This window comes from Bifidobacterium canis, assembly GCF_009727065.1.
Lineage (GTDB): Bacteria > Actinomycetota > Actinomycetes > Actinomycetales > Bifidobacteriaceae > Bifidobacterium > Bifidobacterium canis.
Map to the genome: position 1 here is coordinate 465,558 of NZ_WNLP01000001.1, position 25,947 is coordinate 491,504.

At 57.5% G+C, this 25,947-nt stretch carries 21 protein-coding genes and 1 pseudogene; 17 read left to right on the forward strand and 5 right to left on the reverse strand.

The features are described 5' to 3' along the window. Positions 1-39 precede the first annotated feature (39 nt). The 15 genes and pseudogenes from glgA (at position 40) to GSD1FS_RS01995 (ending at position 17,480) form a co-directional block, all read left to right on the forward strand. Positions 40-1,281: a glycogen synthase gene (glgA, locus tag GSD1FS_RS01925; protein ID WP_155588118.1), complete on the forward strand. Its 1,242-nt coding sequence runs from the start codon at positions 40-42 to the stop codon at positions 1,279-1,281. 178 nt (positions 1,282-1,459) lie between these two features. Then, positions 1,460-2,308, forward strand: coding sequence for an ABC transporter ATP-binding protein (locus tag GSD1FS_RS01930; RefSeq protein WP_155588119.1), 849 nt, complete (start codon positions 1,460-1,462; stop codon positions 2,306-2,308). A 71-nt stretch (positions 2,309-2,379) separates the two neighbouring features. Beyond that, entirely contained in the window at positions 2,380-3,471 is a 1,092-nt protein-coding gene (locus GSD1FS_RS01935; RefSeq protein WP_155588120.1) for a tRNA (adenine-N1)-methyltransferase, read from the forward strand. A gap of 65 nt (positions 3,472-3,536) precedes the next feature. Continuing rightward, a complete protein-coding gene (locus GSD1FS_RS01940; protein WP_155588121.1) occupies positions 3,537-4,085 on the forward strand; it encodes a SixA phosphatase family protein in 549 nt (182 codons plus the stop codon). Positions 4,086-4,247: 162 nt separating this feature from the next. Then, positions 4,248-6,563 (forward strand): 5-methyltetrahydropteroyltriglutamate--homocysteine S-methyltransferase, encoded by a 2,316-nt coding sequence (metE, locus tag GSD1FS_RS01945; RefSeq protein WP_155588122.1) that lies wholly within the window; start codon positions 4,248-4,250, stop codon positions 6,561-6,563. A 102-nt stretch (positions 6,564-6,665) separates the two neighbouring features. Further along, positions 6,666-7,522 (forward strand): annotated as a pseudogene (gene metF / locus GSD1FS_RS01950) (methylenetetrahydrofolate reductase [NAD(P)H]). Positions 7,523-7,579: 57 nt separating this feature from the next. Then, entirely contained in the window at positions 7,580-10,708 is a 3,129-nt protein-coding gene (locus GSD1FS_RS01955) for a bifunctional [glutamine synthetase] adenylyltransferase/[glutamine synthetase]-adenylyl-L-tyrosine phosphorylase (protein WP_155588123.1), read from the forward strand. Between the two features lie 146 nt (positions 10,709-10,854). Continuing rightward, the gene (gene pyrB, locus GSD1FS_RS01960; protein WP_425481773.1) at positions 10,855-11,808 is read left to right on the forward strand and encodes an aspartate carbamoyltransferase; all 954 of its coding nucleotides are present in this window, start codon (positions 10,855-10,857) and stop codon (positions 11,806-11,808) included. Beyond that, positions 11,808-12,227: an aspartate carbamoyltransferase regulatory subunit gene (locus GSD1FS_RS01965; RefSeq protein ID WP_155588125.1), complete on the forward strand. Its 420-nt coding sequence runs from the start codon at positions 11,808-11,810 to the stop codon at positions 12,225-12,227. The genes pyrB and GSD1FS_RS01965 overlap by 1 nt, the downstream gene beginning before the upstream one ends. Then, on the forward strand, positions 12,227-13,624 hold the full coding sequence (locus GSD1FS_RS01970; protein WP_155588126.1) for a dihydroorotase: 1,398 nt from the start codon (positions 12,227-12,229) through the stop codon (positions 13,622-13,624). The genes GSD1FS_RS01965 and GSD1FS_RS01970 overlap by 1 nt, the downstream gene beginning before the upstream one ends. 64 nt (positions 13,625-13,688) lie before the next feature. Beyond that, a complete protein-coding gene (gene pyrF / locus GSD1FS_RS01975; RefSeq protein ID WP_155588127.1) occupies positions 13,689-14,639 on the forward strand; it encodes an orotidine-5'-phosphate decarboxylase in 951 nt (316 codons plus the stop codon). 84 nt (positions 14,640-14,723) lie between these two features. Continuing rightward, positions 14,724-15,536, forward strand: a complete 813-nt coding sequence (locus GSD1FS_RS01980; RefSeq protein WP_155588128.1) for a dihydroorotate dehydrogenase electron transfer subunit — start codon at positions 14,724-14,726, stop codon at positions 15,534-15,536. 10 nt (positions 15,537-15,546) lie between these two features. Then, positions 15,547-16,518, forward strand: coding sequence for a dihydroorotate dehydrogenase (locus GSD1FS_RS01985; RefSeq protein WP_246165724.1), 972 nt, complete (start codon positions 15,547-15,549; stop codon positions 16,516-16,518). Positions 16,519-16,547: 29 nt separating this feature from the next. Next, positions 16,548-17,243, forward strand: coding sequence for an orotate phosphoribosyltransferase (gene pyrE / locus GSD1FS_RS01990; RefSeq protein WP_155588129.1), 696 nt, complete (start codon positions 16,548-16,550; stop codon positions 17,241-17,243). Positions 17,244-17,264: 21 nt separating this feature from the next. Further along, positions 17,265-17,480 carry a hypothetical protein gene (locus GSD1FS_RS01995; RefSeq protein WP_155588130.1) on the forward strand — a complete coding sequence of 72 codons (216 nt, stop codon included), beginning with the start codon at positions 17,265-17,267 and terminating at the stop codon, positions 17,478-17,480. A gap of 107 nt (positions 17,481-17,587) precedes the next feature. Here the strand turns inward: GSD1FS_RS01995 and GSD1FS_RS02000 are convergent, their stop codons facing one another. Beyond that, the gene (locus tag GSD1FS_RS02000; RefSeq protein WP_155588131.1) at positions 17,588-18,487 is read right to left on the reverse strand and encodes an ADP-ribosylglycohydrolase family protein; all 900 of its coding nucleotides are present in this window, start codon (positions 18,485-18,487) and stop codon (positions 17,588-17,590) included. Positions 18,488-18,662: 175 nt separating this feature from the next. Here GSD1FS_RS02000 and GSD1FS_RS02005 point away from each other — a divergent pair, with 175 nt between their 5' ends. Next, a complete protein-coding gene (locus GSD1FS_RS02005) occupies positions 18,663-19,103 on the forward strand; it encodes a MarR family winged helix-turn-helix transcriptional regulator (protein ID WP_155588132.1) in 441 nt (146 codons plus the stop codon). 91 nt (positions 19,104-19,194) lie between these two features. Next, positions 19,195-19,797, forward strand: coding sequence for an NAD(P)H-binding protein (locus GSD1FS_RS02010; protein WP_196424994.1), 603 nt, complete (start codon positions 19,195-19,197; stop codon positions 19,795-19,797). Positions 19,798-20,133: 336 nt separating this feature from the next. Here GSD1FS_RS02010 and GSD1FS_RS02015 read toward each other — a convergent pair whose 3' ends face one another. From GSD1FS_RS02015 to brxL, 4 genes are all read right to left on the reverse strand, one after another. Continuing rightward, positions 20,134-20,493, reverse strand: a complete 360-nt coding sequence (locus GSD1FS_RS02015) for a hypothetical protein (protein WP_155588134.1) — start codon at positions 20,491-20,493, stop codon at positions 20,134-20,136. 541 nt (positions 20,494-21,034) lie between these two features. Further along, complete coding sequence (locus GSD1FS_RS02020) at positions 21,035-22,066, reverse strand: hypothetical protein (RefSeq protein ID WP_155588135.1); 1,032 nt, start codon at positions 22,064-22,066, stop codon at positions 21,035-21,037. A 687-nt stretch (positions 22,067-22,753) separates the two neighbouring features. Then, complete coding sequence (locus GSD1FS_RS02025; protein WP_196424995.1) at positions 22,754-23,773, reverse strand: SIR2 family protein; 1,020 nt, start codon at positions 23,771-23,773, stop codon at positions 22,754-22,756. A gap of 22 nt (positions 23,774-23,795) precedes the next feature. Then, positions 23,796-25,916: a BREX system Lon protease-like protein BrxL gene (gene brxL, locus GSD1FS_RS02030; RefSeq protein WP_155588137.1), complete on the reverse strand. Its 2,121-nt coding sequence runs from the start codon at positions 25,914-25,916 to the stop codon at positions 23,796-23,798. Positions 25,917-25,947: the final 31 nt, after the last annotated feature.

Genomic DNA, 25,947 nt, shown 5'->3' on the forward strand with positions numbered 1-25,947 from the left:
ATTGTGAATAACGACAGACATCTACGAAAGAGGTCATCCATGAAAGTCGACATTCTTACCCGTGAGTATCCGCCGCATGTGTATGGTGGTGCCGGCGTGCACGTCGAAGAGCTGGCGAAGGTGCTGGCCGAACGTATCGATGTGACGGTTCGTGCATTTGACGGTCCGCGTGACCTGCCTACCCAGACCGATGAGCACGGTTCACTCGAAGTGGTGGGCTACGACGTTCCCAAGGAACTCAAAGGAGACAATGCCGCGATCGAGACGTTCGGCGTCGACCTGCAGATGGCGAACGACGTCTCCGGCGAACTGGTGCACGCACACACGTGGTACACCTGCTTGGCGGGCCGCACGGCGCAGCTGCTCCACGATGTTCCGCTCGTCATCACAGCGCATTCGCTGGAACCGTTCCGCCCGTGGAAGCGCGAGCAATTGGGAGGCGGCTACAATCTGAGCTCTTGGGCGGAACGCGACGCCTACGAGCACGCCGACCGCATCATCGCCGTATCCGGCGGCATGCGCGAAGACATTCTGGCCGCATACCCGAACGTGGATCCGAACAAGGTGGTCGTGGTGCACAACGGCATCACACTTTCCGAATTCGAGACCCCGGCCGCCGACGACGAGGGGTGGAAGGTGTTCGACCGTTACGGCATCGACAGGAGCAAGCCGACGCTGCTGTTCGTCGGCCGCATCACCCGTCAGAAGGGACTGCCATACCTGCTGCAGGCGTTGCACTTCGTCGACCCGAGCATTCAGGTGGTGCTGTGCGCCGGCGCCCCTGACACCCCTCAGATCGGCCAGGAGGTGAAAGACGCCGTGGCGCGCCTCAACGAGCAGCGCGGCAACATCGTCTGGATCGAGGAGATGCTGCCGAAGAACGAGCTCAACGCGCTCGAACATGGCTGCGATGCGTTCATCTGCCCGAGCATCTACGAACCGTTGGGCATCGTGAACCTTGAGGCGATGGCATGCGGCCTGCCCGTCGTGGCGACGGCCACAGGCGGCATTCCGGAAGTCGTCGTCGACGGTGAGACCGGCTACTTGGTACCCATCGACCAGAAGCACGACGGCACCGGCACGCCGACGAATCCCGAGAAGTTCGTGCATGATCTGGCTGATGCGATCAACAAGATGTTCGCCGATCCGGAACGTGCGAAGACGATGGGCGAACGTGGTCATGATCGTGCGCGCGACAAGTTCAGCTGGGAATCGATCGCCGACCAGACCGTCGACGTCTACAAGAGCGTCCTCGAGGAACGCGCTGCGAAGAACAAATAAAAGCGCCGGATTCGAGCATGATGATGCTCGATACGCGGCATGATGGTGGCGCGGAACCCGCAATGGAGGGGTTTCGCGCCACCATCGTTGTTGCCGACATGGATCTGCGAATATGACCACAGTGCACAATATGACATTGTTGGCGTCGCTCGCATCGCATGTTTGCTAAGGTGAGCGCATGCAAGAATCATCTTCACCTACTTCGCATGCCGGTTCCGCACTGTCGTTGCACGATGTCGAGCTGCGCCGGTTCGGACGCGTCATCATCCAGAACGTCAATCTCGACGTCGCCCGTGGCGAGAAGTGGATTCTCTTCGGGCCCAACGGCATCGGCAAATCAAGCCTGATCTCGATGATGAGCACACGCTCGTTCCCCTCGAGCGGCCATATCGACATTCTCGGCAACCGCTTGGGCAAAGTGAACGTGTTCTCGTACCGCAACCGCATCGGATTGAGTTCCGCGGAACTTTCACGCGCGTTCCCATCGAACGAGGACCCCCTCGACGTGGTGGTGACCGCGTTGAAATCGACCACCGGCCGGTGGAAAGACACATACAGTGCTGAGGAGTATGCTCACGCCCGCGCGCTGATGCGTGATTTCGGCATCGAATATTTGGCCGGCAAACGGTTCGGACTCCTGTCGGAAGGAGAAAAGACGCGCACGCTGATCTGCCGCGCGCTGATGGCACAGTCGGAGCTGCTGATTCTCGACGAACCGACCACCGGCCTCGATCTTGGGGCGCGCGAGATCACGATCCGCTCGTTGAGTGGGCTTCGTGATGATCCGCGTACGATCATCGTCGTCACCCACCACTTGGAGGAGATTCCCGAAGGGTTCGACCACATAGCCATCATGGGACGCATGGGAAAAGGCGAACAGCGCAATCCACTCGACCCCGCACCCGGCACGATCGTCTATGCGGGCGGTTTGGAAGAGGGGCTGACCGGTGACCGGTTGAGCTCGATTTTCGGCATGGATCTTGACGTGCATCACATCGGCGGCCGTTGGAGCGCATACGCACGCTGAGATTCGCCGACGAACCGGCCGGTGTATGCTTGAGCGCGGAATACAGCCGCCAACCACATGTGAGGAGCGATATGCGCCGAGGGCCATTGCAATCCGGTGAGAAAGTGCAGTTCACTGACCGCAAATCGAATAAGATCACCGACCAACTGGTGCCCGGAGGAGTGACGCAGACGTCGCATGGCATCATCAGGCATGATGATGTGATCGGCATGAGCGAAGGCGGCATCGTGACCACGGTAAGTGCGAAACGTGAAGACCAGTTCGATGCCCGGCATCCGCAACGGGATGCGAACAAGCCATGGAAGGGTACGCGTGCGATAGGCGGCTGGCAGTTCGCGGTCATGCGCCCGCGTATGGCCGACTATATTCTGTCGATGCCGCGTGGCGCGCAGATCATGTATCCGAAAGACATCGCGCAGGTGCTGGAGCTCGGTGACATTCGCGCTGGCGCTCGTGTGCTGGAATCCGGTGCAGGATCGGGGGCCATGAGCCTGCATCTGCTCGATGCGGTCACCGATCGGGGATCGCTGACGACGATCGAACTGCGCCCTGATTTCGCGCGTGTGGCCGAGGCGAACGCCACGTTGTATTACGGTTTTCGCCCGCAATGGTGGACGCTCGAGGTGGGGGATTTCGATTCCGTCGCAGCCACGTTGCCCGAACATCATTACGACCGCATCGTGCTCGACATGCTCGATCCGTGGAATCGTTTGGAACAGGCGTATCGCGTGATCGCGCCAGGTGGCGTGCTCGTCGCCTACATCACCACGACGACGCAGATGAGCCGCATGGCGGAGGCATTACGTGATTCACAGCATTGGACGGAGCCGCAGATCCAGGAGACGATGGAACGCAACTGGAAGGCACAGGGATTGGCGGTGCGCCCTGACCATCAGATGATCGGGCACACGGGATTCCTCGTCATCTCACGTGCCATGGCTCCCGGTTGCGATGCGTTGCGCAAGCGTGAACGTGCCACGAAAGACACAAGCACAGACATCGATTCGCTCACTCCCGACGAGCGCAGGGATGCGTTGGAGGATCTTGAGCTGCGCGACATCTCCGACCGCAAGCTCCGCAAGGTGCTCCGTGATCTGCAGATGCAGCAACAGCATCTCGACGACGTGGCGGGCGATGACGGGGATGCTGATTCCGCGCAGTGAACACGGAGCGCGTTCGCTAGGATTGTGGATGAGTGGCATCACAGACCGAGTGTGAGGTGGAACGGATGAATCTCAAGAAAGTCGCGAAAAAGGCGAAGGATCACAAATACGTTCTGATCCTCATGCGCCATGCGAAGACGGAACCCTCCAGCAGCAAAGGCGATTTCGAACGGCAGCTGACCGACAAGGGGCTCAAGCAGGCGAAACGCGTCGCCAAAGGGCTGCGCGACATGAACCTCGTTCCCGACCAGATCGACTGCTCCAGCGCCACGCGCGCGCAGCAGACCTGCGAGCGCATGCTCAAGGTGTTCGGGGATGATCCGAAGGTCGACTACCACAAAAGCCTGTATGAGGAGAGCATCCAATCCATTTTCGACGTGCTCGCAGGCTGCAAGGAGAAGCGCCACACACTGCTGGTGATCAGTCATGAGCCAGTCGTCTCCCTTGCAAGCCAATGGTTGGCGTCCACGGAATCCGACCCTAGTCAGCTTGATCTGCTGAATCTGGGAATGACGACCGCGGGCATCGCGATCTTCGGCTCCGACATTCCGTTCAGGAAATGGGATGTGCATCAGGCCGACCTCATCGCCGTGCTCACGCCGAAGGATTTCTAGCGGTCAGCCATAACCCCGAACGCCGATGAAGCGTTCCGCTATAAATTCGTTTTATAGCATCCAAAAGAAAACAACTATGCGTTTTCTCAAGAAAACACGGCTTCTTCCTCGATTGTTTTGCTAACGTGGTTTGCATTGCACGTTCGAACTATTGGAGGATTCATGGCCATTGTGACGTCCATCTCGGGATTCCCGCGCATCGGTCGCAACCGCGAATTGAAGAAAGTCATCGAAGCCTATTGGAAGGGTGATGCCACGCTCGACGATGTTCGTGCCACTGGGCGTGAACTGCGTGTGCGCCACTGGAAGCTCGAACAGGATGCCGGCATCGACCTGATTCCGAGCAATGACTTCAGCCTGTACGATCAGATGCTCGACACCGCGATCCTGCTGAACGTGATCCCGGCACGCTACCGTCGACTGTCGTTCGACAACCCCGAGGAGACGCTGTTCGCCATGGCTCGCGGCTACCAGGGTGAACGCGGCGACGTGACCGCGTTGCCGATGAAGAAGTGGTTCACGACGAACTACCATTACCTGGTTCCCGAATTCGACGCATCCACACAGGTCAAGTTGAATGGCACGAAGCCGTTCGACGAATACCTGGAAGCCAAATCGTTGGGCATTGAAACCAAGCCGGTGCTGATCGGCCCATACACGTTCCTCAAGCTCGCCCGCAACGCGCAGGCGCAGGAGCTCACGATCGACGCCGGCCTGATCGACGCGGTGAGTGGCGTCTACGCGCAGGTGCTCGAACGCTTCGCCCAACTTGGCGCACAGTGGGTGCAGTTCGACGAACCATACCTGGTGCTCGACAAGCACGATGGCGACGTGGCATTGTTCAAATCCCTGTACACGCGCCTGCTGCCGGCCAGGGATGCCGGCGAGGGCCATGTCAACGTGTTGCTCAACACGTATTTCGGCAATATCGCCGACGTGTATGAGACGGTGAAGCTGCTTGAATTCGACGGCGTTGGCCTCGACCTGATCGAAGGCCGTGACGCGAACCTCAAGGCCGTGGAGAAGCACGGCGTGGCGGCGCGCACCACGCTGTTCGCCGGCGTGGTGAACGGACGCAACATCTGGCGCAACGATTACGCGCAAAGCATCGCGTTGGTCGAAGCGTTGCAGAAGGTGACGCCGAACGTGGCGGTCGCCTCCGCCTGTTCGCTGTTGCATGTGCCGTTCAGCACGCAGGGTGAGGAGCAGCTGGGCGAGAACGTGCTGCGCCACTTCGCTTTCGCCGTGGAGAAACTTGAAGAGGTTCGTGAGATCGCCGACCTCGTGCAGTTGAGCGACGACGAGAAGAAGGCGTCGAGTGTGCTCGCCGCCAACCAGGCGTTGTTCGACGGTACGCGCGTCGCGGAAGACGAGGCGGTGCGCGAGCGCATCGCCGCATTGACGGACGCCGATTATGTGCGCCAGCCAGCCCGTGAGGAACGTCAGAGGCTGCAGCGTGAGGCGCTCGGCCTGCCGTTGCTGCCGACGACGACGATCGGCTCGTTCCCGCAGACCAAGCAGGTGCGTGCCGAACGCGCCCGCCTGCGCAAGGGCGAGATCACGCAGGAGCAATACGATGAGTTCATTCGCGCCCAGATCGATGAGGTGATCCGCAGGCAGGAGCAGATCGGCCTCGACGTGTTGGTGCACGGCGAATTCGAACGCAACGATATGGTCGAATATTTCGGCCAGAATCTCAACGGGTTCCTGTTCACGAAGAACGCGTGGGTGCAGTCCTACGGCACGCGTTGCGTCAAGCCTCCGATCATCTGGTCTGACGTGTCGCGCGCCAAGCCGATCACCGTCGAATGGAGCGCCTACGCGCAGTCTCGAACCGATAAGCCGATGAAGGGCATGCTCACCGGCCCGGTGACGATCCTCAACTGGTCGTGGCCGCGTGAAGACATCACGCATGAGGAGCAGACCAAGCAGCTCGCCCTCGCCATTCGCGACGAGGTGCTCGACCTTGAGAAGGCCGGCATCAAGATCATTCAGATCGATGAGGCTGCACTGCGCGAGAAGTTGCCGCTTCGTGAATCCGACTGGCATTCCGAATACCTGGACTGGGCTATTCCAGCGTTCCGCTTGGTGCATTCGGCCGTCCAGCCCGACACGCAGATTCACACGCACATGTGCTATTCGGAGTTCAACGACATCATCTCCGACATCGATGCGATGGACGCCGACGTGATCTCGTTCGAAGCCTCCCGTGGAGACCTCGTGGTGCTCGACGCGATCCATGACGCCCACTTCGAGACCGAAGCCGGCCCCGGCGTCTACGACATCCACTCGCCGCGCATCCCGTCCGTCGACGAGATCGAGGCGCGCATCCGCGAGATCCTCGCGAAGATGGACGTCAGCAAGGTGTGGATCAACCCGGACTGTGGTTTGAAGACTCGCGGCAACGAGGAGACCTGGCCGAGTCTCGAACATATGGTCGAGGCCACGAAGCGCGTGCGCGAAAGCCTTGACGACTAACCCAACCGAACCATCTCATATTCGAGGTGTGGTGCAGCCGAAGTGTTCGACTGCACCACACCTGCGATCTTCCTCCGCCTGATAGCCTTATAGGAACCTCTTATGCATTCCCCGCTGTTCTCTCTTGAAGTCTTCCCTCCCAAGCGCACATCGCCCGTCGGCACGATCTACGACACGCTCGATGGTCTCGACGATCTCAAACCGGATTTCATCTCCGTCACCTACGGCACCGGCAAATCCGCCGACCGCACGGCCACCGCGCGCATCGCGAACACGATCCGCTCCGAATACGGCATCGACGCCGTGGCTCATCTGACCGCGCAATATCTGACCGCATCCGACGTGGACGAAGCATTGGCCATGTTCGACGAGGCGAAAGTGAGCGGCATCCTCGCATTGCGCGGCGACCGCAACGGTGATCGCGAACCAGCCGGCGTGTTCCATCATGCCAGCGATCTCGTACGTTACATTCGCGAGCATCGGCCGCAGATGAAGATCTATGGAGCCTGTTACCCGGAGAAGCACCCGCAATCCGCCACGCTCGACGACGACATCGCTAACCTGAAGATCAAAGTGGACGCCGGGGTCGCGCATCTGATCTCCCAACTGTTCTACGACAACGATGATTTCATGCGGTTCCTCGACAAAACCCGCGCCGCAGGCATCGACGTGCCGATCGAAGCGGGCATCATGCCGGTGACGAACGCGAAATCAGTGCGTCGCATGACGAACATGTGCGCGTCGCGAGTACCCAGGAAACTCGCACGCATGCTCGACAAGTGGGGGATGATCCGCAGACATTGCGTGAAGCGGGCATCATCTACGCGAGCGAGCAGATCAGCGACCTCGTATGCCAGGGAGTCGACGGCATCCACCTCTACACGATGAACCATCCATGGGTGACGCGCAGAATCTGGCGCAACGTGGGCGACCTGTTCGAAAACACCGCCGTGGCATAATCAACGTAATCCAAAAACGCGCGGCGCAGAGTCATAGAACACATGTAGATTGAAGTCATGGACACGAGTGCGAACGTTTCACCGAGTACGCGAGACATCATTCACGCAGGCCTGCAGAACATCAGCCGTTCCAAGGAACTCATAGCCGACGTCTGCAATGCCGGTGATCTCGACGTCACCGGCATGCAACTGCTCGCGCAACTCGCCGACAGCGAGGATCCAGACACAGCGCTATCCACGTTGCGCGACCTGCTGCTCGACCTGCATGCGCGCGACCTGCAACTACGCACGCTCCTTGAAAACCATTCCGCGCACACGCTCATCCAAGTATTGGGCGCCAGCAGCCAGCTCGGCATGCTCATGCGCAGCCGTCCGGAACTGATCCGCGCGGCGGGCATCGACCCCGACCGCCAAGCCGACTACACGGCCGAACAGCGAACAGCGGCGATGCTTGACGCCATCGGTGCACGCACCGACACGCTGACCACAGTCTCCGGAGACACTATCGAACGAATCGTGACAAGCACGCCACTCGCCGACGCGACGAACGCGCTGCGCCTCAACTACTACGAGCAACTGTCGGCGATCATGGCCAAAGACGTCACCGCAAACGACCCGATCGACATCCAACCGACCATCTCCCGCGCGCTGTCTGATCTGGCTGACGCGGCGCTCGAAGGAGCGCTCGCCATCGCGTTGAGCAACGTCAAGGAATCCGAACGCCTGCGCTTCACCATCATCGGCATGGGCAAACTCGGTGCGCAGGAACTCAACTATGTGTCTGACGTCGACCTCATCTACGTCGTCGAACCGGTCGATGAAGACCTCACGCAAAGCGCGTTGACGAAAATCGGTTCGAAAATCGCGATGCTCATGCAGAAAATCTGCCAATCGGTGATGCCAGGCGTCACCGAACCGTCATTATGGCAGATCGACGGGGCGCTGCGACCGGAAGGCAAGGACGGTCCGCTCGTGCGCAGGCTCGACTCGCACAAGGCATACTACGAACAGTGGGCGGAAAACTGGGAGTTCCAGGCACTGCTCAAAGCGCGCGCCGTGGCGGGGGACCGCCAGTTGGGCGACGACTACATGAGCATGGCGAGCTCGTTCGTGTGGCAGGCGGCGCAACGCAAGGATTTCGTCTCCGACTGCCAGCGCATGCGCGAACGTGTGGAGAACCTCATCGCGCCGGCATTGCGCGACCGCGAGATCAAACTCGGCAGAGGCGGCCTGCGCGACGTGGAATTCACCGTGCAGATGCTCCAACTCGTGCACGGCCGCACCGACGACTCACTGCACGTTCGCGCCACATTGGACGCGCTGCAGGCGCTCTCCGACGGCGGATACGTGTCACGCAAGCAAGCGAAGGCGCTCGCTCATGACTACCGGTTCGAACGTGTGCTCGAGCATCGCCAGCAGATGTGGATGTTGAAGCGCACGCACCTGTTCCCCGACATGGGCAAGGCGAACGTCGGCGGTCTGGAGAAGAAACGCACCATCAATCTCGAGGAGCTCGACCAGAACACCGAACTGCACCGTTTGGCACGCGTGTTCGGCTGGCATCCCGAAGAGCTCGTCACCCACTTCGACGAGACACGGCAGGAGATCAGGCACCTGCACAACGACATCTATTACCGGCCGATGCTGCCGATCAGCGCGGAGAACGGCGACGAAACCGTCGAACTGCCGGAGCATGCGATCATCGACCGCTACGAGGCGATCGGTTTCGCCGACCCGCAGGCCGCATTGCGCCACGTGCGCACGCTGACCGACGGGTTGACCCGCGCGGCGAAGATCAACCGCATCATTCTGCCCGCCGTGCTGCGTTGGCTCGGCGAGGGGCAGAACCCCGACATGGGTCTGCTCAACTGGAGCAAACTCGAGCAGAACTTCGGTTCGGGCAGCGAATACCTGGGATTCCTGCGTGATTCCCCGTCGGCGGCGCAACGCCTATGCCACGTGCTGTCGAATTCACGATTCCTCGGCGACGCGCTCAACAAATCCTCCGAATCGATTCGTTGGCTCGGCGACGACACGTTGCTGCACGCGCGCACACGAGACAGCCTCGACGTGCAATGCCAGGCGATCATCAACCGTTACGATGATTCGATCAACGAGGCCGCGACGATGCTGCGTGCGATGCGCCGCCATGAGATCGAACGCATCGGCCTGGGGTGGATGAACGATGTGATCACATCGGCCGACGCGTTGATCGGCATGACGGATGTGTATGACGCGATCATGCAGGCATCGTTGCAATGGTCGGTGCGCGACTACATGAAGCGGAACGGTTTGGCCGAACCGCAGGCGCATCTCGCCGTGATCGGCATGGGTCGCTATGGCGGACGCGAGGTCAACTTCAGCTCGGACGCCGACGTGATCATCATCTACCGTCCCGCGCACGATTCCGATGACGCCTCGGCGAATCTGTTCGCCCGCAAGGTGCAGGAGCAGATGCGCATGATGCTCATGGGTCCCGCCTCGTTGGAGCCGAAGATCGAGCTCGACATGGATCTGCGTCCCGAAGGCAAGAACGGCCCGCTTGTGCGCTCCTACGCGTCATGCGAGGAGTATTACCGTTCGTGGGCGAGCGTGTGGGAGCGTCAGGCATTGCTGCGCGCGCGCTTCACCGCCGGCGACGAGGAATTGGCGCAGGATTTCCTGACGAACATCGTCGACCCGTTCCGATACCCGGCGACTGAACTGACCGAAGACCAGTTGCAGGAGATCCGCAAGCTCAAGGCACGCATGGAGGCGGAGCGGTTGCCGAGGGGCGTGCGCCGCGAACGGCATCTCAAACTCGGCAAAGGAGGACTCTCCGACGTCGAATGGACCGTGCAACTGCTGCAGCTCCAGCATGCGCATGAGATCGAGGACCTGCGCGTCACCTCGACGATGGGAGCGTTGGAGGCGCTGGTGCACGGTGGCCTGATGGACGTGGAGGATGCGACGATTCTCGCGGACGCCTGGCGCATGTGCACGGCGGCACGCAACGGCAACTATTTATGGAGCGGGCGTGCGAACCGCGCCGACGTGCTCTCCGACCTGCAGACCGATTTAAGCGGTATCGGCACCTACCTCGGCTACGACCCCAACCACGGCCAGCAGTTCGAGAACGACATCCTCTCGCAGATGCGCAAAAGCCGTGAAGTGTGCGAACGCCTGTTCTACGGCGTCGAAGAGTGACGCTCCGTCGTGCTTGGGCGAAGCGTGTCGCTTAGGCACGTGGTCGGGGTATAGTTAACTAGGTCACTTCGGTGATCACCTTGAAAAGCATCTGCACGAAAGGTGAGTCATTGTCTAGCGTAGAATCTCACGCAACAGGACGTTCCATTGTCGGTAAAAGCGTCATCACTCTTGATGATCTTTCCGTTCCCCAAATACAAGAATTGCTGCATAAAGCGCAATACATCGATTCTCATCGTAAAGAAGTGGCACACACCTGTGATGGCAGAGTGTTGGCCACTTTGTTTTATGAGCCGAGCACACGCACACGCCTGAGTTTCGAAACCGCGATGCTGCGCTTGGGCGGCAAGGTGATCGGTTTCGCCGGCGCGCAGCTCTCGTCGGTCACCAAAGGCGAGTCGATCAGCGATACGCTCAAAACGGTGTCGAACTACGTCGATGTGGTCGCCATCCGCCATCCCAAGGAAGGTGCCGCGCTGGTTGCCGCCGACGCCGCCGGAGTGCCGGTCATCAACGCCGGTGACGGCGGTCACATGCACCCTACGCAGACGTTGGCCGATCTGGCGACATTGCAGTCGAGGTTCGGTCGCGTCAACAACCTGACGATCGGCCTGTGCGGTGACCTGACCTTCGGACGCACCGTGCATTCGCTGATCGAAACGCTGTGCCGGTTTGGCAATGTGCGTTTCATCCTCATCTCGCCGAAGGAACTCAAGACCCCGCAATATGTGATCAACCGCATCAAGGCGACGCCGAGCTGCTCGTACGAGGAGGTCACCGATCTGAGTTCGGTGATAGGCGACCTCGACGCCCTGTATATGACCCGTGTGCAGAAGGAACGCTTCTTCAACGAGGACGACTACCTGCGTCTGCGCGACACATACATCCTCGACGAGGCGAAACTGCGCAAGGCCAAGCCGACGATGGCGGTGCTCCACCCGCTGCCGCGCGTGAACGAGATCGCAGTCGAAGTCGACAACGATCCTCGCGCAGCATATTTCGAACAGGTCAAGAACGGCATGCTCATGCGCATGGCCTTGGAAAGCTCGGTGCTCGGCGACCAGCTCGCCGGCTATGAGGAGAAGGAGATCACGCTCTAATGGAAGTCACCAGCATTCAGGACGGCATCATCATCGACCACGTTCCGGCCGGCACCGCGTTGAAGGTGCTCGACTACCTGCGCATCGACCCGGCGACCACGAAACTCGCGCTGATCATGAACACCGACAGCAAACGCTACGGTTCCAAAGACATCATCAAGATCGAAGACAACGCAAACATCGACCTCGACGTGCTGGGGCTCGTGGCGCGTCAGGCGACCGTCGACATCATCCACGGCGGCCAGATCGTCGACAAGAAGACGCCGACGCTGCCTGAACGCGTCGTCAACGTGATCACCTGCGTGAACCCGCGTTGCGTGACGACCACCGAGCCTGGCATCGACCAGGTGTTCTACCTCGACCGCACCGACGGCGAGGTGTATCGCTGCAGGTATTGCGACGAGGAAGCGAAGTTCTGATGGCATTGACGTTCCGCGACATCACCGTGTGGGACACCGGCGAACGCATCGACCTGGTGGTTCCCGATGATTCACGAGACGAGGTGGTCGACGCCTCGACGCTGACCGTGGCACCCGGCTTCGAAGACCCGCACGTGCACTTCCGCGACCCGGGGCAGACCTACAAGGAGTCGATGGTCTCCGGATGTGCCGCCGCAGCCAGCGGCGGATACACGAACGTGCTCATCATGCCGAACACCGTGCCCGCCATGGATGGTCTGCCCGTGCACGAGGGCGAACCGGGCGCGCGGGAGGTGCTGGACGCCGGCTACCACACGGTGATCGACTATCTGCAGCATTACGAGCTCGTGCACAATGTGAAGCTGCCAGTGCGTTATGAGCTGTGCGTGTGCGCCACGAAGGGGAGGGCCGGCAAGGAGCCGACCGACCCGCAGGATTGGGCGTGGTACATGCCCGGCCATGACGGCGAGAAGGACGCCTACCAGATCGCGCACCCCGTCACGGCGGTGAGCGACGACGGTTCCGCGGTTCCCGAACCGGTGCTGCGCCGGGTGTTCGAGAACATCAAGGCAACCGGCACGTATCTGATCGAGCATTGCGAGCACCACGACGTCGGCGCGGTCAACGAGGGTCCCGTCTCCCGTAAGCTCGGCGTGCCCGGAATACCCGAAGACACCGAACTGGCGATCGTGCAACGTGATATCGACCTGGTGCGCGAAACCGGGGTGCACGTGCACTTCCAGCATGTGAGCACGGCGATCTCCTTTGACGCGATCCGCAAGGCGAAGGCCGAAGGGCTGCCGATCACCTGCGAAACAGCGCCGCACTACCTCGCGTTGAACGACGAGGCGCTGCTCGAATATGGCACGTTGGCGAAGATGAACCCGCCGCTGCGCAGCGAAGCCGACCGCCGGGCCACGATCGCGGCGATCGCCGACGGCACGGTCGATATGATCGCCACCGACCACGCCCCGCACACGCTCGAGGAGAAGGAACGCGGATTCCTCGAAGCGCCCAACGGCATCATCGGACTGGAATGCGCGTATGGGGTGTGCCACAAGATCCTCGTGGACGGCGGCTACATCAGCGACCAGCGTCTGATCGAACTCATGTCGCTCAACCCGGCCACACTCATGGGGCGTCACGCCACCGACATCGCCGGACTGCTCAACACCGCATCGAAGTGCGCGGTGAAACGCACGCTTGACCTGGCGAAGGTGGAGCATCCGGAAACCGTGGACCTGGTGATCCTCGGATTGAACGACCGGTGGACGGTGGATGCGGACGACTTCCATTCCACCGCACGCAACACCCCGTTCGACGGGTGGGATGTGAGCGGCAAGCCATATGCCACGATCATCGGCTCGCATCTGGCGTTCAGCAGACTCACCGACTGAACGCACTACAGCCCACGAGCAAACACAGCGCACAGCGAAACGGTTACAGGAGATTGGAACACATATGGATCGACTGATCGAAGCGATCGAAGACAAACAGAACCCCAGTGTCATCGGACTCGACCCGACACCGGCCGTGGTGCCGGCCGCCGTCATGGAGGCCTACAGCATCGAGGTCGAAGAGAACGTGGACACCGACGACAATGTGGAGGCCACCGCCGCCGCTGCCGCCTACTTCGAATACAACCGCGCCATCATTGACGCGGTCTACGACATCGTGCCGGCCGTCAAACCGCAGATCGCCATGTATGAGGCGCTCGGCCCCGCGGGCATCGACTGCTACACGATGACCTGCGAGTACGCGCGTAGCCGTGGTCTCTACGTGATCGGCGACGTGAAGCGTGGTGACATCGGTTCGACGGCCGCCGCCTACGCCCATCACCTCTCCGGTTTCAACGGCAGCGACATCTGGTATGAGGACGCCGTGACCGTCAACCCGTACTTGGGCTCCGACGGCATCGAACCATTCATGCAGGCGGCGCAGGAGACCGACCGCGACCTGTTCATCCTGGTGCGCACGTCGAACCCGTCGAGCTCGCAACTGCAGGAACTGGAACTGGCGTCGGGGGAGCATGTCTACGAGCACGTGGCCGACCTCGTGGAATCCTGGGGCGCTAGCAGCATCGGACGTTTCGGCTATTCGCGCGCAGGCGCTGTCGTCGGCGCGACGCACCCGGAGGAAGGCGCGCGCCTGCGTGAACGCATGCCGCACACGTTCTTCCTCGTACCCGGCTACGGCGCCCAAGGCGGCACCGCGCAAAGCGTGGCCGGCATGTTCGACCGCAACGGTTCCGGCGCGATCGTCAACTCGTCGCGCGGCATCATCGGCGCATGGCGTTCCGACGAGCGTTACAGCGACGAGATGGAACCGGAGGATGCGCTGGCGATCGTGGCCGAGAACGCCCGCGCCGCAGCCGCCGACATGCGCGACCAGCTGCGCGTCGCCCTCGCCTGAACCGCGAACCCGCACAGCAATCCACGCAGCACCCTACAGAGCAATCAGAGCAATCCATAAGCAGACAACCAAGCAAGGAGACCCATGTCATCCGCATATTCGCACACGGTGGAGGAAGCCGAGGAAGCGGGCTTCATGCCGACGAGACGAACCGTGCTTGTCACGCAGGTCAAGGAACTCGCGCCATCGGTGATCCGCCTGACCTTCCGCGACGAATTCATCGCAAACCACGTCAAACCCGCCCAGTTCGTCAACCTGTATTCGTCGAACCCGATGCACCTGATGCCACGCCCGTTCGGTGTCAGCGAGGTCGATGGCGACGAGGTGAGCCTGATCTTCGCCGTCGTGGGCTACGGTACCGAGGAGTTCAGCGAGTTCAAGGCCGGCGACCATGTTGACGTGCTGGGGCCTCTCGGCAAGCCGTTCAACACGTCCAAGCAGGCGGACTACCTGCTGGTTGGCGGCGGCTTGGGCATCCCGCCGCTGCTCGAAGCAGCGCAGGCCCTGCAATCTGCGGAAGGCAGCCGCGCCATCGCCGTGTTCGGCTACCGTGACGAACATTTCGCCGACACGTACGCCGCGAAATACGCGGATGAGGTGCACAGCATCGACGAGTCCGAAGGCAACGTGCTCACCCTGCTCGAACGCCTGTGGCCGAGCCTGCGGGAAAACGGCCGTGAGACGATCATCCTCTCCTGCGGCCCCACGCCGATGATGAAGGCCGTCGCCCAATGGGCGTCCAAACGCGGCGTCGACGCGCAGTTGAGCATGGAGCAGCGCATGGGATGCGGGTACGGCACCTGCGTGGCCTGCACGATCGACACGCGCGCCGGACGCGAGAAAGTGTGCGAGGCGGGCCCCGTGTTCACCGCACACCAATTGGGATGGGACGAGTGAGATGAGCGAAATGAGCAACATGAGCGTGGATATGGAGATGAACGAAACCCCCACCAGCGTGTATGAACCGCACGAGTGGAAGCATGGCACCGTGGTGGCCGGCATACCGTGGAAGAACCCGGTGGGCACCGCCTCCGGCACGTTCCAAGTGGACGCCTGCGGCCGTTTCTACGACGTGAGCCAGCTCGGTAGCGTCACCACAAAGGGCGTCTCGCCGGTGCCGTGGCTCGGCAATCCGGGCGTACGCACCGCGGAATGCCCGGGCGGTACAGTCAATGCGGTCGGTCTGCAGAATCCGGGCGTCGACCACTACCTCGACTATGACCTGCCCAAGCTCAAGAAGCTCGGCGCGACGGTCATCGCCAACGTGGCCGGCCATTGCGACGACGATTACGCGCAGGTGGTGGAGAAGCTCGCCGATTCGAATGCCGACATGCTGGAGATCAACGTGAGCTGCCCGAACGTGACGCACGGCGGCATGAGCGTGGGCACCGACCCGGTGGCGTTGAGCCGCCTGATGGACAGGCTTCGCCCGTTGACGAACAAGCCGATGATCGTCAAGCTCACGCCGAACGTCACCGACATCGCAGCCATCGCGAAATCAGCCGTCGAAGGCGGCGCGGACGCGTTGAGCATGATCAACACGCTCGTCGGCATGCGCATCGACATCCGCACCGGCGAACCGATCATCGCCAACCGCACCGGCGGCGTCTCCGGTCCCTGCGTCTTCCCGGTCGGCCTGGCATGCGTGTGGCGTGTGCGCACAGCGTTGCCGGATGTGCCGATCATCGGCATCGGCGGCATCGACTCCGGCAAGAAGGCGCTCGAATACCTGTACGCCGGTGCGAACGCCGTCGAGGTCGGCGGCGCGGCCCTGTATGACCCGACCGCCCCGATCCGCGTGGCGCTCGAACTTGAGGAGCTGCTCGATTCACGCCCGCAGCTCACCGAAAAACTCGCCAAGGGCGACACTTGGCGCTGAACCTGAACCAAAAAGTGGAGGAGAAATCCATGCCAGAGGCATTGCATACACGTTTCACCCAGTTCCTGCTGGAATCGGAGGCATTGAAGTTCGGCTCGTTCACATTGAAGTCCGGACGCCAGTCGCCGTATTTCATCAACGCAGGCGCGTTCGATGATGGTGCCAAGATCGCCACGCTCGGCGAATTCTACGCCGAGAAGATTCAACACGAGATCGCCGAAGGCCGTCTGGACTCGCGCATCGACACGGTGTTCGGCCCGGCATACAAGGGCATTCCGTTGGCGGTCTCCACGTCGATCGCATTGCAGAACCGCTACCACGCCACCGTCGGCTACACCTTCGACCGCAAGGAGAGGAAGGACCACGGCGACGGAGGCATCATGGTCGGCAAACCATTGCAGGACGGCATGAACGTGCTGCTTGTCGACGACGTGATGACCGCCGGCACCGCGGTGCGCGAGGTCGTGCCGAAGCTCAAGTCGGTCGCCGACGTCAACATCATCGGCCTCGTGCTCTCCGTGGACCGCATGGAGAAGACGAAGGACTCCGACCTCTCCGCGGTGCAGGCCGTGGAAAACGAATTCGGGTTCCCTGTGTTCGCCATCGCGAACGTACGCGAGATCTTCGCCGCTGGCAAGCAGCTCTTCGGCGAGGACGGCGCCCCCTATGTGACCGACCAGATCGCCGTCGCCGCCCAAACCTACCTCGCCCAATACGGTGCGTGAACAACAGGCAAAGGAGTGGCCATGCGCAACAGGCTGAAGGAACTCACTCCTGAGGAGATTAAAGAGCAGGAGGAATACATACGCGCTGCAGAACGGAACGATACCGTGAATAAGTCAGCCGCTGCGAAAGCCGGTGCAGCACTTGGCCGCGCCAACCATGGTGGCCCGCACCCGATTTGGGTCAAAGACGATGCCGGGCAGACGGCAGATAAACCCGAATCGCAGCAGAATCAATAAAAACTGATGGGGATGGTTCTCAGGGCCATCCCCATCAGTTTTATAACGTGCGGATGAGCGTTTGCACCGCAAACTGCTCCTAGCAAGTTTTGTGGCGTCGCGAACGGCTAGTCAATGATCGGTTCATGTTTGAAGAAGAGAGGCGGAACGTCGCGCTCGCGGTAGAAGTCATCCCACCGGTCCAGCACGTCACGCAATGGGCCGGGCAGATAGGAGAGCGTCTGTTTAGCAATGTCATCGGGAATGCCGTAAGCGGCCTGCGCGATGCTTGCGGCTATCGCGGCCTGAGTGTCGCTGTCGCCGCCCAAAGAGACGGCGTTGCGGATGGCGTCCTCGAAGCCGGTGCTCTCTAGGAAACACCTGATCGCCTCCGGTACCGAACCTTGGCAGGTCGCATCGAATTGGTAGGAGGGGCGTATCCGATCCAATGGAACGCTCAGATCGTAGCCGTATTCACGGGCGATGTAGTCGGTGATGCGCTGCTTGCAATCATCCGGGTCGTCGGCGATGCTTTCCTCGAAATCCACGGCACAGCCACCGAAATAGAACCTTGCGAGGAAGATCGCATCACATACAGCCATGCCACCTCGTATGCCCTCCGGATGGTTGTGCGTGACGGTGATCGAGCGTTCCGCCAGTTCGCGACCCGCTACCGGTAGGAAACCTACTCGTGCCGCGAACCCACAGTCCATCATCCAGGCGCAGGGGGAGACGCGCATGGCGGAACCGTTGCCGAAACTGTTGATGGGCTCGCGCGTATCGGAGAACAGCCAACGCAGGAACCGGGGCCCGTACCCCGCGTCCGGGTACATGCGACCGTATTTCCGCATCGCGTCGATAAAGTCGTCGGAGCCGCCGCCGTTCATGATGCCTTCGGCCACCGCGCAGGTCATCACCGTGTCGTCGGTGAACCGGCATCCCTCGGAGAACAATGGGAAATCCTTGGTTTTGAGGGGTCTTTGCTCGTATTTCGAGCCGACGATGTCTCCTACAATCGCACCGAACATACGCGTACCTCCTGCGAGCGGATATATATGCCACATTATCAGCAACGTCATTAGTAGCGCATCTGTCTAGTTTCCCACGAGAGCGTAAAATTGGTGCCAGTTTCTTGACGGGCGGTTAACATACGATATGATGGTCTTATATTCGGACTATCTGGATGAAGGTGAGCACGAGCATATGAGCAAGGAAGTGGTCGAGCGGCAGTCGCAGGAGTTCTGCGAGGCGTGGCAGGGGATCGACAGCATCTACGAGGACTATGCGCGCCGTATGAACATCTCATACACCACGCTCTACATTCTCAACCTGATCTCTCAGCTCGACGACTGCACGCAGAAGGACATCTGCGAGCGCGGCCGCCTGCCCAAGCAGACGGTGAACTCGGTGGTCACGTCACTGTATAAGCAAGGGCTCGTCGAATTGAGGGAGACTCCGGAGGATCGTCGCGTGAAGACGGTGCACCTGACTGATAAGGGGCGCGATTACACCGGCAGGATCCTCCCGCATGTGCAGCAGGCGGAATACGAGGCGATGGCCGGACTTACGCAGGAGGAGCGCAACGGTCTGTTGCTCGGCATGCAACGGTATTGCGAACTGTTCCGCGAGAAGATGCTGGAGTAGGGGATGCGCGGATCTTACGGTTTACCCATATCCATATAGTCCGAATCTCATACCTTATTATTCGAATACAAATCGGAATGGAGATACTTCAATGACCAAGAACGTGATCGTATTCGGAGCCACCGGCCGCACCGGAGCATACATCGTCCGCAGATTCCAGCAACTGGAAGACGTGAACCTGAGCCTGTTCGCCAGAACCCCGAGCAAACTGGCCGACGCGCAGGCAGCGGGAGCCACCGTGATCCAAGGTGATGCGACGAACCCAACCGACGTGGAGCGCGCATTGCAAGGCCAGAACATCGTGCTCGTCTCCCTAGAAGGCAACGTGCTGGAGATGGCGAGGAACATCGTCGCCGGCGCGAAGAAGACGGGCGTCAGACGCATCATCTGGATCACCGGCATGGGCATCCATCACGAGATCAAAGGCATGCGCGGCATGATGCTCAACGCGCTCGCGAAATCACGCCCAGACTACGTTGAAGCCGCCGACCTCATCGCAAACAGCGGCATCGACTACACGCTGCTGCGCTGCCCGATGATCAACGACGGCGACAACGCCACCTACCACCTGACCGACGAAGGCGAACAGCCACGCAACAAGTCAGTCGATCGCGCCGCCATCGCACAAGCCATGGCCGATATGGTTGCGAACGAATCACTCGGCCGCAACAAGAGCGTCGGCATCACCAACTGAGAACCCCAGCCAGCAACAACAATTTACCGAATTCGCCGAATACATCGACGGTGAAACAACCTACGTGGACGGAGACTACAAACTCATATGAGCAGGAATACTGGACTCGATGGCTGAGTCATTAAATAGCTCAGTGCAGTAAGGTGACGCTACCGATACGATAACAGTAAACATTGGTGGAGCAAACATATATGCCTGCTCCACCAATGGTTATAAGCGGTGCTATGAACCGTGAAAGCACCAGAGCAGCGATGGCCTGTGCTGCCGAGAATCAATCTTAGACAATGGCTAGATCACTGCACGTCATTGTTTTGGAAGGCCTCTTGCAGAAGGTTATCACTGTTGCTTGCGAGACGATGAAGAAACACCTGGGGGAGACACGTATCCATCAGAGAACAGGTCTAGGGCCTTTGCCGACTGTAGTAATGATTGATATCCAGCACCTCCAACTGTTTCCATCTGCGCCAGCATCTGTGCAACAGTATTCTGACTTAGTCTCTGTCGAACGTCATTTTGCCGGATCACTTCCGTATAGAATGCCATTAAGGATTCTCTGTTTCCTTCATCCATATCATCAATAGGAATATTGCACGTAAACATCTGATTTAGTTGCCATTGTTCTGCATCAGAGTAATCGGGTAAATCACCTAAAATCTCTCGTGCTTCACTAACGTGATTTCCTAATAATGGAATCAAGAATGAGAACTGTACACGCTCCTTGTTTGACCAAGCAGGTCCCTTATTGTCTGAACGAGATTTTACGTATTTCTTTAGCCAAAGATCCCATGTGGCGTCACAGTTCCACTGTGCATCTTCTTGGCTATTCCTCCAACATAGTTGAGCTATTTCCTTTCCGAAGATGACACCGGCCTCCTGATGACGCTCACTGACTATAGCGTGTGTGATTTCGTCCCGCTCTGCATCGGTAAAATCTGGAGCATCGAGTATTCCTAACGCAGTCCATATGACTTGTCGTTTAAGACTATCGCCACAATCATCGAAAGATTTGAATACTTCTATGAATTTTTGAAGAAGAAAAATCTCATTAATCTTAGGTTTGGGCGAGTACCGGAGTATAGCAATACTTGCCAGACCCTTATTGGGCTCTCCGTGCGAAGAATCCGGGAAACGATCTTCTCTGTCGCTTTACTATCAAGATCATGCAGACGATTCACATTACTTAGAAGGGGAGGACGCACCATAAGTGCAAGATCTCCCGTCGCTTCCGAGAACTGGTCTAAAATATTGAGTTCTGTTTCATTGAGACCTGCCCATTTTTAATCTCATGCGTTTTTCTCCATTGGATTCGATGAATCCAATACCATGCCAATTCGCCCGGCCAATTATTTCGGGTTGGCGTGATTGGATCATGTTTCCATTCTTCATGATTCCTGAATACGTATTGTTCGCGTTGTTCGTTCCATACTTGTTGTGCAACAGAATCCGTCCAGTGAAGGTCCTCTTCGGGAATCTGCCTATCCGCATCTTCAACTTGCCGAGTAATGAACTGAACTACCGTGTTGATCACAGATGTTTTACTTTGATCTGAGAGTTCGTCGATAAGGCCAAAGATTCTTTGCAGTTCAATGTTTTCTGGTTTGCAACGAACCCATCCGCTAAGAATTTCCTGCTGGATAGTCAGAATTATGTTTGCAGGACGACCGCTATCACGCACTATTTTCCAGAGATTCATCCCAACCCGATAATCGTCCTCAACAAGTTGAGGGATTTGGTATTGAATCGTGTGATTCAAGCCGAATGGAATATCTTTGATGGGCATAAGCAGCGAGATAAGTTGCTCTGGGTCGTTCTGTAACAACGATAGGAATGTCGCATTATCTACAAGTCCTGATGAGAAATCGTCGTCCGAACCATGCCAAGTACAGAAATCCGGATGACTCTGAGGGCTTAATCCGCTTTCCCTCTCTATGGACTCCTTAAGTTCTAAAGCCTCTTTCCACGAGTTATCTTGGATGCCTCTTAACATCCAGTCGAGAATGCCATGCTGTCTCGCTGCAGAGGTCTTAGGATCATCGGTATTCCCAATATCCTTAATCTGCTGGATAAGCTCATTTCGAATGCCAGCGGAAGCGCCTTCTATAGATTTTCTCAGCAGGGTAAGAGTTTCATGCCATAGATCCAATTGCGAAGTGAATCCAAGGATTATTCTCTGATCAATGATCCACTTTATCTTCTTATCTGAGCTCCAACCGGATGCATTCACCGCAAAATGGCCAAACGCTGAAGCAATGTGGTATTGCTCTGCCACCATCTCCAAATGAAGCGTTCAGGGTGATCCGCATGATGCGTTGCATACTCGCGGAGAATCTCAATAAAGAAGGACGTTGTCTTATCAAATCTTCGATTCTGCTCATGAATCTCAATAGCAGGACGTCCCATGTATGTATAAAAACGCCCTAGTCCATTTATCACACGATAAACATTTTGCTGCTTCAAAGATTCTTCTGCGAAATCTATGATTCCATTGGATAATAAGATGGAATCATTTGGTATTACGGTATCTTTTCGTCGATCATATATTTGTAATGACCATGAAACGTCTGGATTTGAGTTGATGGAGCCGGGAACAGCGTATTTTGCAATGGGATAGATTATCCGCGATAGCAATCTACTAGGCATACCAGCCGCTAACAGATTTTCTAAATGTATATATGCGGAATATCGGATTTTGATGTGTTTTTCTGGATTTTGGGTCAACAAAATAGATAGAGGCTTGCAAGCCCATCGTTCTTATGCTCTAAGGCAAGGAACAGAGAAGTAAAGCACTGGGAAAAGAGCCAATCTCCGATATTGTTTTGGAGTTGAACGAGCAGTGAGCATAATACGCTCTGATGCTTTTCCATAGTGGTATAGTCAAGGATTCTTCTACCGAGGAAGCTTTCACCTTCTGAGGGCTCTTGAGAGTCTGTGAAGAGATGAGACAACTTACTATTATTCAGCATCCAAGAAAGCCATCGAGAAGCTTCATCATTATCAAATCGCGCAAAAAGTTCATAAAGCATTTTGCACCATCTTCGGTACGCAATGCCATGGTCATAAAATCGCTGTCATCAAGTGAAGATGGAACGTTTCCAGAGTCGATGATTCTTTGAATCCTCTCCTTTATCTCTATGTAATCATCGCTCAGGCTTTTAGCAAAACGGTTGAGCACAATCGGGAGCTCTTTAAATCGAGGTTCAGGATCCTCATGAAGTGGGAATTGTATTGGAGTGATTCCTCGTTCAATCCAACCATTGTCATCCACATTTGAATCACCTTGTGCGATCTTCTCACCAATCAGGACAAAATGTGGATGATTCTGTGAGATTCCTCCAAGTGTTAGATACTTCATAATCGGGTCTGTCATTCCATAGCCGATGAACAGCACGGAATAATGTCTGAACATTTCCGTGATGAATCGTGCTGCCCACGAATCTTGCAGGTATGCTTTCGCATAATCATGATTGTCGAGAATGATCTCATCAGGCCTGCTTTGCAGATTGCCGTGAACATGGACGATTCCATCGAAGGATGAACCAAGGGGCAACGCTGGACCTGCATATACTCTGCCAAAGTCGATTTCGAGATTCTTCCCAGCTTCTTCCAAGAGCATGTCATAGTTGGTGGTGACTATGCGCGGAGTGCCAACTGCTTTGGCAAGCCTCATGATGGCTTTATGAGTCTCATTGCAATGCGATTCATTTGGTTGCATTAACCGCAAGGCTCTACTGTGTGCGTTTTCCCGGTCAGGGAGCTTACCAAGAACGTCATCTAAGGAAGAACCATCTAGCAGCTGTTGAACGGCTTCCTCGTCAGGTAGCTGTTCTCTCGCTAATTCAGTTACCAACTCTTTGTATGAAGGCAAACTCGCCGGAGGATCTATAGACGCTCCAGCTCCAACAAAAAGCACGAGTTCATCTTTCCGGGCAGCATCGATGAGCTCATCCGGGAGTTCCACCGTCTCAGTGATCCACATCTCGAGTCCTTCCCTCGCGCATTTACTGGCGCTTGTCGTAATGAATGGTAAAGGCCTTTGTTCTACGCAGTGACTGGACGCGGACCTGTGGGTCCAGCCCATCTTTGGTGTTAAACCGTTGATAGATATCCAAGCCTCTGCCGAGATTGAGTTCCCAACCGGTGTCGGTGATAATAAAACGATCGTGCAGATTGTCGTCGAACTCATACGTGAAGTTAATTCCATATGGTTGGAAGATGCCGGCAAGTTGGTTCAACTGTTCGATCTGATCTTGCTGATATTGCGGATCAGCTTTTCCTGTGGACAGGTGCACCTGTATTTCCTGCTCATGATCGGTGAACTTATATACTGTTTCGAGGAATTCGGCTACATTGCGTATCTGGTATGTGCGTCGGATATAGGAATCTATGATTTGGATTTCCGTTGTGCCGGCGATATAAGGTGCGAACAGTCCGTCATAGGTGACACCTCGATAGTTTTCCTCGATTTTGCGTCTGCCGACTTTTGCGCTGTTTGCCAGACGTTGTATTCGACTTAGTTGGCTATTCTCTGTATCGTTCGCTTTATCCATTGCTGGTTTGACGGCTTTGGGACTCGCCGTGCTAGACATTTGAGTGCCTTCGTCAGATTGCGGCTGTTTCTGGCCACGGAAATAGAGCTCAGGATAGTCGTTCTCCTCAAGGGTGTGCACTGCGTTGACTTGGCCGCCACCACGACGCTTATACGTGAATTCCACAGGTGTCATGGTCGAATCGATGCGGCAGAGCTGATCCTTGACGCGTTTACGCCCTTCAATAGCGCAGCGCAGCAGGGGCTCCATCTGGTCTTCAGTGGCTTCGCCGGTAGGGTAGATGAGCTTCATCAATCCGGAGAACGTTTTGCGGATGCCGTCCTTATCTCGGGTGGAGAGCGTGGAGGAAAGCTCGAAATGCTCATCGAGGAGAGGACCATAATCCACGTCGCGCATGTTATGCAGGATCTCGGCGAGATAGTCAACCACGAACCCATATCCATGCGTGAACATTTCCGAACGGATTTGCTCGAACTCCCAGCCGGGAATATAGTAGTGGACACGGTCAAGGAATGCCGGATCGTGGTACTGAGGCGGCAGTTCCTCGAACAGATCAGAGTTCTTGAGCATATAGGGCACGGTATGTGAGGTGTTGCCGACGAACACCATGCTGGCCTCGCCCGGAAGCATCTCACCGCCGCGGGAGAACGTCTTGTTCGCCATGTAGTTCTTCATGATGTCGACGAGGTCCTTACCAGCTTTCTTTGATTTGCCGGCGAATTCGTCAAAGGCCACGAGATCCCAATAGCCCACCAAGCCAATGTGCCCGGTGGCGTTGTTGACGAATAGTTTTGCCACGGAAATCTCACCGCCGGAAATCAACACCCCGTGAGGGGAGAACTCCGAGTAGATGTGAGATTTACCTGTGCCCTTCGGACCCAACTCAACAAGATTGTAGTTACGCTCCACAAATGGAACCATGCGCACCAAATGCAGCAGTTTCGCCCTGTCGGAGAACAGAGCCGGATTGAACCCGATCGATTGCATGAGCAGGTCAATCCACTCTTCTGTGCTGAAATGAGGACGCTCTTCCAAATAGTGCGCGCGATCGTCGCGTGACATCTGCACCGGCTGCAATTTACGCAATTGCCACGGTACTTCGTCTTTGTCATTGGTGTACTGGTACCCAATGTCGCACATGCACCAGATGCCGGAAACCAGCAGTTTCTCGTTTGCCTTCACCACTGCCGGATCAACGACCACCTGACTGATCTGTAGATTGGAGAAGGACGCTTCATATCGGTCAAGTTTCTCATTCAGTGAGACCTGTACTCGGTCGATGACACGGTAATGGCCCTTCTCACGAATCTTCGATTGGACCAGATTCGCCTCCTCACGGTGCACATAATGCTCTTCGAGGATTTGCGACACCCGTTCCACGCCAGAGCGCATGGTCTGTTCGTCGGTGGTCGTCGCATACCGGCTGAGCAGAAATTCCAGCACATACGTTGGCACCAATGCGTTGCCCCTGAGATTGCTTACCAGATCTTTACGCACGGTGACGCCGGGAAAACGCTCCGTGATGGTGCGATCAAGCTCATCCAACTCACGGGGTTCAATGTCATTCGTCATGGTTTTCGCCTCACTGTCTCTCATCGCGTTC

Excerpts from the sequence above, each read along its gene's own strand:
- GSD1FS_RS02005 (WP_155588132.1), top strand. The coding sequence starts at position 18,663 with ATGAGCAAGGAAGTGGTCGAGCGGCAGTCGCAGGAGTTCTGCGAGGCG.
- GSD1FS_RS01935 (WP_155588120.1), top strand. The coding sequence starts at position 2,380 with ATGCGCCGAGGGCCATTGCAATCCGGTGAGAAAGTGCAGTTCACTGAC.
- GSD1FS_RS01970 (WP_155588126.1), top strand. The coding sequence starts at position 12,227 with ATGGCATTGACGTTCCGCGACATCACCGTGTGGGACACCGGCGAACGC.
- GSD1FS_RS01930 (WP_155588119.1), top strand. The coding sequence starts at position 1,460 with ATGCAAGAATCATCTTCACCTACTTCGCATGCCGGTTCCGCACTGTCG.
- GSD1FS_RS01955 (WP_155588123.1), top strand. The coding sequence starts at position 7,580 with ATGGACACGAGTGCGAACGTTTCACCGAGTACGCGAGACATCATTCAC.
- GSD1FS_RS02000 (WP_155588131.1), bottom strand. The coding sequence starts at position 18,487 with ATGTTCGGTGCGATTGTAGGAGACATCGTCGGCTCGAAATACGAGCAA.
- brxL (WP_155588137.1), bottom strand. The coding sequence starts at position 25,916 with ATGACGAATGACATTGAACCCCGTGAGTTGGATGAGCTTGATCGCACC.
- pyrF (WP_155588127.1), top strand. The coding sequence starts at position 13,689 with ATGGATCGACTGATCGAAGCGATCGAAGACAAACAGAACCCCAGTGTC.
- GSD1FS_RS02025 (WP_196424995.1), bottom strand. The coding sequence starts at position 23,773 with ATGTGGATCACTGAGACGGTGGAACTCCCGGATGAGCTCATCGATGCT.
- GSD1FS_RS01965 (WP_155588125.1), top strand. The coding sequence starts at position 11,808 with ATGGAAGTCACCAGCATTCAGGACGGCATCATCATCGACCACGTTCCG.
- GSD1FS_RS01995 (WP_155588130.1), top strand. The coding sequence starts at position 17,265 with ATGCGCAACAGGCTGAAGGAACTCACTCCTGAGGAGATTAAAGAGCAG.
- pyrE (WP_155588129.1), top strand. The coding sequence starts at position 16,548 with ATGCCAGAGGCATTGCATACACGTTTCACCCAGTTCCTGCTGGAATCG.
- GSD1FS_RS01985 (WP_246165724.1), top strand. The coding sequence starts at position 15,547 with ATGAGCAACATGAGCGTGGATATGGAGATGAACGAAACCCCCACCAGC.
- GSD1FS_RS01940 (WP_155588121.1), top strand. The coding sequence starts at position 3,537 with ATGAATCTCAAGAAAGTCGCGAAAAAGGCGAAGGATCACAAATACGTT.
- metE (WP_155588122.1), top strand. The coding sequence starts at position 4,248 with ATGGCCATTGTGACGTCCATCTCGGGATTCCCGCGCATCGGTCGCAAC.
- glgA (WP_155588118.1), top strand. The coding sequence starts at position 40 with ATGAAAGTCGACATTCTTACCCGTGAGTATCCGCCGCATGTGTATGGT.
- GSD1FS_RS01980 (WP_155588128.1), top strand. The coding sequence starts at position 14,724 with ATGTCATCCGCATATTCGCACACGGTGGAGGAAGCCGAGGAAGCGGGC.
- GSD1FS_RS02010 (WP_196424994.1), top strand. The coding sequence starts at position 19,195 with ATGACCAAGAACGTGATCGTATTCGGAGCCACCGGCCGCACCGGAGCA.